Below are 330 nucleotides of genomic sequence, written 5' to 3' on the forward strand. Positions count from 1 at the left end.
GTTCGGGGCGAGCGTGACGGTGACGCCGGGTACGACGTCGGTGAAGGTGTTGGTGCTCGAGGTCGCCGTGATGCCGCCGATGTCGATGCTGGCGTCGCGACCTCCGCGGACGGTCGCGCCACCCAGCAGGGCGGCGCCCGTCGAATCGGTCAGGTCGAAGGCCTGGTCGGCGCCGGTGGTCGAGGACTCGACGAGCAGCCGGTACTGGTCGACACCACCCGCGGTGCCGGTGCGCACGAGCGTCGCGCGGACGCCCGCGTCGGCACCGTTGATCGCGGCGGCGAGCTGCTCGAGCGTTCCGCCGGCCGTGTCGATCTGGAGGTCGGGCTC

The 330-nt window shown here is 72.7% G+C and carries 1 protein-coding gene; it reads right to left on the reverse strand.

Translation table 11 applies throughout. From position 1 onward, the window contains the following. Positions 1-330: flagellin hook IN motif-containing protein (locus ACOADB_RS22630; RefSeq protein ID WP_378603956.1), on the reverse strand; the 330-nt coding region annotated here is incomplete at both ends.

It is taken from the genome of Nocardioides sp. CPCC 206348, assembly GCF_048654705.1.
In the GTDB taxonomy this organism is placed as follows: domain Bacteria; phylum Actinomycetota; class Actinomycetes; order Propionibacteriales; family Nocardioidaceae; genus Nocardioides.